This is a genomic window from Methylobacter sp. Wu1, from assembly GCF_036553575.1.
Lineage (GTDB): Bacteria > Pseudomonadota > Gammaproteobacteria > Methylococcales > Methylomonadaceae > Methylobacter.
Genome location: NZ_JAZHOC010000066.1, coordinates 45,435 through 53,231, shown reverse-complemented (window position 1 = coordinate 53,231; position 7,797 = coordinate 45,435). Strand labels below are relative to the sequence as shown.

The window sequence follows — 7,797 nt, the reverse complement described above, 5'->3', positions numbered from 1 at the left end:
GCCCATTTATTTAGGCTTTTTTGAATTTGTGCATAACGCCAGAAAACGCGGTAAAGCGTTATTAAGTTCACTGTTGGAACTGATTATCAGCTAACTCCCCGGAATCCATTATGAGCCATCATTTTTAGCATCGACTATGCCCAATTAGAAAACACCAAGGCAAAGAACCTATCTAAACAGTTGCTATGACATCACTATTTTCTGGGTACATACAATGAAAACACCAAAATCAATACAGATAGAGATTTTTGATCACCCGGATGAACTGATTACCAAAGCTAAGGAAACTGCCCAAAAATACGGTGTGCATTTCCTGGGCGATACTGATCAGGGCGTAATAAAAGGTTTTGGATTTAAAGCGGACTATCTGTTTCAGGAAAATGTTCTGACTATTACCGTTTTTCGTAAACCCGCCTTCCTGCCGTGGACGGCAGTAGAAGAGAAGGTAAGGGCTTTAGTGAATATGGACCCAAGATAAATTATTGTCTCGCTTCATGTTTGTCATAGTCGGTTAACCGCATTGAGGTGGTCGAGAAAAATCGGCCAGCCCCGTTAAGCGACATTTTGTAGTTGCGCCATTTCTGCTTCATGCTGATCGGGGCTTTTGTAACCCAAGTACGAAATAGCCGATGAGGATTATAAAACATCGCGATATAATTCAGAATAGCCTGTGCGCTTCTTACTAACCCACACCCGCTTCTATACTATATAGATTGCTTGAATAAAACAGGAACTCATCCATGACAGAATTAGTTTGGGTCGGCACGGCTTATCTGGTCGGCCTGATCGCAAGCCGTTTATCTTTTCCGCCGCTGGTCGGCTATTTGGCCGCCGGCTATATGCTGCACGCCCTGGGCGTAGAGTCTGCACAAACCTTGACTCATCTGGCTGAAATCGGCATCGAGTTATTATTGTTCACGGTAGGCTTGAAGCTTAAATTGAGCTCCCTGCTGCGGCGGGAAGTGGTCAGCGTCGGCGGCCTGCATTTGGCAGTGGTCACCGGCTTTTCCGGGCTGGTTTTTCTGGTGCTGGGCGAGCATACAATTGGCGGACTGGTTTTGGGGGCGAGCCTGGCTTTCTCCAGTACCGTGCTCGCGATCAAGGTCCTGGACGACAATGGCGAGCTCTCGTCCTTGCATGGCCGGGATGTGCTCAGTATCCTGATTCTGCAGGATATCGTCGCGATCGCGCTGTTGGCCTTGGCCGACGGCAGACAGCCTTCGTATTGGGCCTTGGCTTTATTGCTGTTGCCTTTGCTGCGCCCGCTGGCGCATCGTTTGCTCACAGCCAGCCGTACCGATGAGCTGAGGCTGCTGATGGGCGTCTCTTTGGCGCTCGCCGGCGGGGTCACCTCTGAAAGCGTCGGCATTTCACCGGATATCGGCGCCTTGCTGACGGGCGTGATGCTGGCGACTCACCCGCACATCGATGATCTTTCCGATAAGCTCTGGAGTCTCAAGGAAGTTTTTCTGGTGGCCTTTTTTCTGCAAATCGGCCTGGCCGACTTGCCCAATCGCGATCAAATCATTCAGGCGCTCGGCTTGCTGGGACTCTTGCCGCTGCAGGGACTGTTGTTCTTTGCGCTGTTTTTGCTGGCCAAATTACGTGCGCGCACCGCCTTTATCTCGTCGCTGGCCTTGATGACCTACAGCGAATTCGCCCTGATTACGACCGGCTCGGTTGTGCATGCGGGACTGCTGGCGCCGGAGTGGAACGCCACCATTGCCTTGGCAGTCGCCGGATCGCTTGCCATTGCCGCGCCGTTGAACCGGTATTCTCATCGTTTATTTTCCTGGCTTGAGCCTGTACTGATTCGCTTCGAGAAAAAATCCGGGCACCCGGACCGGCTGCCCGAGTCCATCGGACTGGCGGAATGGCTGGTCGTGGGCATGGGGCGTACCGGACTTTCCGCCTATCTGTCTTTGTCTCAGCGGGACAAGCGGGTCGTCGGCCTGGATGCCGACCCGACCGTTTTGGAAAGCCTGCTGGCCAAGGGCAAACGCGTGATTTACGGGGACTCCGAAGACCCCGAGCTATGGTCGGGACTGCCGTTGGACAGAGTGAAAGGCGTCATTCTGACCCTGCCTGAATTCGATGCCCGATGCTCGGCTGTGCGCCAGCTCCGGAAAAACGGCTATACCGGGCAAATCGGCACGATTGGGTATCTCCCCGAAGAGGAACAGCAATTGAAGCAGCTCGGCGCGGATTTTATCATTCATCCGCTGATTGAGGCCGGGAATCAGCTGGCCCGGCAAATAGTGGGCAACCAGCCCGAAGCCAATACCGCCGAGGACTGGCAGATGCTCAAGAGCTCGCACATACCGGCCGGCATTGACATGATAGCCCTCGCTCACGGTGAGGAAGAAGCCCTGTTGCAGGAGCGGGAAGCGGCGGAAAAAGTCGTTATTCATCGAGAATGAGCTAACCAGGGGCATGAGAGGAAGGCTTGCAGCAAAATAAAACAGCGATGCGGTGTAGGTGTGAGTTTGTTCGCACTGCATAAGTCGGCATACGGGCGCTTATCCCGGGCCAAATACCCAAGGGCACAAGTACATTCGATCCTACAACTGCGTAACATCAGTTAAAGAATATCGCACGGAAGCAATCGAAACGTGCCGGGCAATTTGTCGCCAAAATTGGTTTAAGCTTATTTAATTTTGAGCCCAAGCTAAAATCTACCTCGTCAATATAACAGCATCATCTTATCCCCAGCCTGTATCCAACAGGCAGGGAATAAGGTGTTTAAGATTTACTCGGGTTTAGCTTTCTGACACTGTTTTTTCAGCAGCATGTTTATACTCGTGCGTTTTGAAATCCTTGCGGGCCGCTTTCGCCCCTTCATGAAAACCTTTGATCGCTAAGCCATCGGCAGGCAGCATTTTTACAACCATCAAAGCGCTAAATACCGCTCCATAGGAGAGTCCATAGCTGACGCCATAAACGGTGCTATCCAATATCCTGGAAGGTGATGAAGCAATTGTACTTACTGCTTGTTTAGCGGCTGCCGCGCCTTTTTTAACGCCAGCCAATGCCATACTGGCTTCTTTACCAGCGCCAGTTTCCGATGCATTATCAACTGTCGCTTTTTCAGTGGCTTTGTGAGAGGTCTTTTTAGCCATTGTTGTCTCCTAAATATAAAACTAAAAATGTCTGAGTTGTTTCAATGTGCAAGCTTACTCTTTCAATGTAAAGAGGTCGTTCTATTAGAAATATCCTATTAAGATTAAGAATAGAATTGGCTAGTTCATAAAACTGTCATTTTACAATCAATTTTTTTTAATATATTTGAGTTATAAAGATCATGTAAGCCTGTTTAATCCGCCAATCATACGCATTCCTCAAGAGGGATGGTCAGTAAAAACTCGAAGGTAATCAGAAATGGACAATGACACTCTCATCGATCAAGCACGGCGCCTTTATGCTGTATTACATGTCGAGCAATATGCGCAATCCAGCGAAAACAAAACCCGATTTGATCGTCTTGATTATCTGGTAAGGTGGGCGTATTGCCGTTATCAGCGTCGGTTAAATCGCTGTGTGTTATGTTATCGGCATCGGGTAAGAGACTGCCCTCGGGAATTTTGGGAAAGCAAACGCCGAGATTGCCCGGGTTGCCTTAATCGTTTGGTTAACCCCGAGGTTTAGTTGTCGGCTTCTGCTTGATTCTATCGACGCGTCATACCTATAGAGACTTGATTCTCGTTGACCTTGATCCGGCCGTACTTTCGGGGCGTAAATCTACGCTGTCATCGTTCCTGATTGCTCCTGTCCCTTGAAGTTTTAACATATTCTCCGCTAGCTATGGCGTTAGCAGTCCAAACGGAGTTAAAACTTCATATTACCGAATCTATAGCTATTTTTCTTGCCAGGCCGGAATAAAATCCGGCAAAAATGATCTACATCGCAAAAGTGTGTGTTAGTTAACTTCATAAAGAGAGGTTTTTGAGGAATAGATGGATTTCGGAATCCGTTTTTCTGTTTTTGCAAAAACCGTCTGCTTTCCTTATCCCAAATTCAGGTTATATCAATATCGTTTGGCCCGCCAAGCCTCGGCCAAGTATATGCAAACAATGAAGGTAAGGAGGTAACTGATGTGGTTGAAATGGTTGCCCTGGCGCTATTTGATCAGCCGCGCGGCTCGCTCCCGCGGTTTTCTCGACCCGATGAGCGTGTGGGCGCGCCTGCACGGCTTTGCCCAGCCTTCCGAGGTGGGCGAGCCCATCGAACTGCTGCGGGCAGGGGTCGTGTTCCACGCCCGCGGCCTTATCAACAGCCGGGTGATCCAGCACAATCTGGACTGGGTGTGGCCCTACTGGATCGAGCGCCAGTTCGATCCCCATGACGACGCCTTCGTGCCGCGGGCGTTCTCCATTACCCATATCAATCTCACGCACCGTAACTGGACCGCTGTCGGCCGGCCCGATTGCCCGGAACTGCCTATCGTCGACCCGCGCGGTCTGCTTACGCCCCTGCTTGACGGCTGGTCGCTGGAAGGCTGGATCGAGACCGACGACGGGCGCTGGCTGTTGCCTTCACGCACCGATGGCCATGTCGGTCAGGAAAGGCTTAGCGCCGAAGATGCAGGCGTGACCGAGCAGCGCCTCGACTTGAGCGACGGCGTCTCCGTGGTCACGACCAGCCGCGCAACGGGGCTGGAGCTGATCAGCAATGCTGCGGTCACAGAGGATTCCGCTCAGCCGGTCTGCGAATTATCGCTGACCGCGCAGTCAGACAGCGGCGGCTGGCTGGTGCTGGCCCTGCGTCCGTACAATCCCGAGGGGATCAGCTTTATCCATAAAGTCAATCTGTCGCCCGAGCGCACCGTATGGAGCATCGAGGGCCAGCACGCTGTCGAGTTCGACGCCCCGGCTGAACGGCATCATGTTTCCGACTACCGGGCCGGCGATGTGCATATCCATCTGCAGGACATCGAGGATCAGCAAAGCGGCTCGTGCAAAGTAGGCATGGCCACGGCGGCGGCTCTGTTCAGGCTGGAAGCCGGCCGGCCGCGCACTGTCCGAGCCAGTGTGCCGCTGAAGAGCGCCCAGAAAACCGCAAGCTCAGCTGACGACACTTGGGAAAAAAGCTTGCACGGTCATTGCCGGCTGCATATTCCCGATGCGCATTTTCAGTTCCTTTACGATGCGGCGTTGCGCACGCTGATCCTGCACTCGATCGATGACGTTTATCCCGGCCCGTATACCTACAAGCGCTTCTGGTTCCGCGATGCCGCTTTCATTATTCACGGGCTGTTGTGTGCCGGCCTGACCGAGCATGCCGAGCGCGCGCTGGACCTTTTTCCGCTCCGCCAGACCGTGCTGGGCTATTTCCGTTCCCAGGAAGGGGAATGGGATTCCAACGGCGAGGCGCTGTGGATCATGCGCCGTTTCTGTGAATTCACGGGCCGTGCGCCCAAACCGGAATGGAGCAAGTCCATCGTGGAAGGCGCCCGCTGGATCGTGCATAAGCGCTTGTCCGAGAATCTGGATGCTCCGCACGCGGGCCTGATGCCGGCAGGCTTTTCCGCCGAGCATCTGGGCCCCAACGACTACTACTATTGGGACGATTTCTGGAGCATCGCCGGCTTGCGCTCAGCGGCGGTACTGTGCGGCTTGACGGGTGAAGCGTCCTGGCGCGCGACGTTTCTGAGCGAAGCGGAGCGATTCCAGGAGGCGGTCGACCGCAGCCTTGCCGAGGTGGCCGGACGATTGGGGCAGGCGGCCATACCGGCTTCGCCCTACCGCCGGCTGGATGCGGGGGCCATCGGTTCGATTGCCGTGGGCTACCCGACGCAACTTTGCGCGCCGGACGATGTGCGCCTGCTCGATACGGTCGAATTCCTGCTGGCTAATTGCCTGGTCAGGGGCGGATTCTTTCAGGACATGATCCATTCCGGCATCAATGCCTACCTGACTCTGCATCTGGCCCAGATACTGCTGCGCAACGGCGATCCGCGATACCTGGCGCTGATGGACGCAGTCGCAAAGTTAGCTTCGCCCACCGGCCAGTGGCCGGAGGCCATCCATCCGCGCACGGGCGGCGGCTGCATGGGCGATGGCCAGCATGTCTGGGCGGCGGCGGATTGGGTGCTGATGCTGCGCAATTGCTTCGTGCGCGAGGAGGGCGAAACGCTGATCCTGTGCCAGGGCGTACCGGAACGATGGCTTGAAGGAACCTCGCCGGTGACGTTCGGCTCTGCGCCGACAGCATTCGGCCCGGTTTCAATCAGCGTCGAGCGCAGTGCAGATACCGGGCGGGTAAGCGTCGCCTGGCAAGCCGCCTGGCATGAAGCGGCGCCAACCATTCAGGTGCGCATGCCCGGATTCCTTCCCTATACTGCCGAACCGGGCGCAGTGTCCGTCGAACTGGAAAAGGCGAACGCATGAATATCGTCATGCTGACCAATACCTACACGCCGCATGTGGGCGGGGTGGCTCGCTCGGTAGAGGCTTTCACCGCCGAGTACCGGCGTTGCGGCCATCGCGTGCTGGTGGTGGCGCCAGCGTTCGACGGCATGCCGCAGAACGAGACGGATGTCGTTCGCGTGCCGGCCATCCAGAATTTCAACGGCAGCGATTTTTCCGTCGCGCTGCCGGTTCCGGGTTTGCTTACCGAGGCCCTGGACGCCTTCCAGCCGGACCTTGTGCATGCCCACCATTCATTCCTGCTGGGCATGACGGCGCTGCGCGTGGCGCGCTACCGGAAACTGCCGCTGGTCTTCACCCATCACACCTTGTATGAACAGTATACCCATTACGTACCCGGCAACTCGCCGGCTTTGCGGCGTTTTATCATCGAGCTGGCCACCCGCTATGCAAACCTGTGCGATCAGGTGTTCAGTCCGAGCGAAAGCATCGCCGAACTGCTGCGCGGGCGCGGCGTCGAGACGCCTATCGCTGTGGTGCCCACCGGTGTAGACGTGGAGCACTTCGCGCAGGGGGATGGGACTGGCTTCCGCAAAAATCTGGGCATCCCCGAAAATGCCTTTGTGGTCGGACATGTGGGGCGGCTGGCGCCGGAGAAGAATCTGGTGTTTCTGGCCGAGGCGGCAGCGGCCTTTCTTAAGCTGGAGCCTCGCGCCCGTTTCCTGCTGGTTGGCACCGGCCCATCGGAAGCGGATGTGCGGGCGATTTTCGAGCGCGAGGGCTTGAGCGCGCGCCTGTATGTGGCAGGCATCCTGGAATCCCGGCAATTGGCAGATGCCTACCACGCCATGGATGTGTTCGCTTTTTCTTCCAAGAGCGAAACCCAGGGCATGGTACTGGCCGAGGCTATGGCCGCGGGCGTGCCGGTGGTGGGTCTGGATGCGCCCGGCGTGCGGGAAATAGTCAAGGACCGGCGCAACGGGCTGTTGCTGCGCGAGGAGAGCGCCTCGGCTTTCGTTTCTGCGTTGCAATGGGTCGCCGGTCTGGTCCGGACTGAAAGACAAGCGCTCAAGCAGCGCGCCCTTGATACGGCTGAAGAGTTTTCCATGCCTCGCTCGACGGCTACGGCACTGGCCTGTTACGAGACATTACGTGCGCGGGTATTGGCCGATCATACTGCAGAAGACGAGCAATGGGAGCAGGTGGTGCATCTTGTCGAGGCCGAATGGAACATTCTCAAAGGTTTGACAGGCGCCGCCGTGGCCGCACTCGGCAGCCCGGAAGCGCAGGGCCGGGGGGCTGTATGATTTGTTGTTTCGAGGACCGTTTGCAGCATGCATCATGCCTGTCCCGGGAAAGCCGGCCAGCTCGGTGTTCGCTTCACTGCCTGTGTCTCAGTTACTGAACCAGCAGATAGCGGCCCAGCGCGTAC

General features: G+C 55.6%; 5 protein-coding genes. 4 read left to right on the top strand and 1 reads right to left on the bottom strand.

What is annotated here, in order from left to right:
* The first annotated feature begins 214 nt into the window (after positions 1-214).
* Positions 215-478: a hypothetical protein gene (locus V2P20_RS14460; protein WP_331819505.1), complete on the top strand. Its 264-nt coding sequence runs from the start codon at positions 215-217 to the stop codon at positions 476-478.
* A gap of 262 nt (positions 479-740) precedes the next feature.
* The gene (locus V2P20_RS14455; protein WP_331819503.1) at positions 741-2,420 is read left to right on the top strand and encodes a cation:proton antiporter family protein; all 1,680 of its coding nucleotides are present in this window, start codon (positions 741-743) and stop codon (positions 2,418-2,420) included.
* A 339-nt stretch (positions 2,421-2,759) separates the two neighbouring features.
* Here V2P20_RS14455 and V2P20_RS14450 read toward each other — a convergent pair whose 3' ends face one another.
* Positions 2,760-3,119 (bottom strand): hypothetical protein, encoded by a 360-nt coding sequence (locus tag V2P20_RS14450; protein ID WP_331819501.1) that lies wholly within the window; start codon positions 3,117-3,119, stop codon positions 2,760-2,762.
* Between the two features lie 1,125 nt (positions 3,120-4,244).
* Between V2P20_RS14450 and V2P20_RS14445 the strand changes: the two genes are divergently transcribed.
* Both V2P20_RS14445 and V2P20_RS14440 read left to right on the top strand, forming a co-directional pair.
* Complete coding sequence (locus V2P20_RS14445; RefSeq protein WP_331819499.1) at positions 4,245-6,386, top strand: hypothetical protein; 2,142 nt, start codon at positions 4,245-4,247, stop codon at positions 6,384-6,386.
* Entirely contained in the window at positions 6,383-7,672 is a 1,290-nt protein-coding gene (locus V2P20_RS14440; RefSeq protein ID WP_331819497.1) for a glycosyltransferase, read from the top strand. The genes V2P20_RS14445 and V2P20_RS14440 overlap by 4 nt, the downstream gene beginning before the upstream one ends.
* Positions 7,673-7,797: the final 125 nt, after the last annotated feature.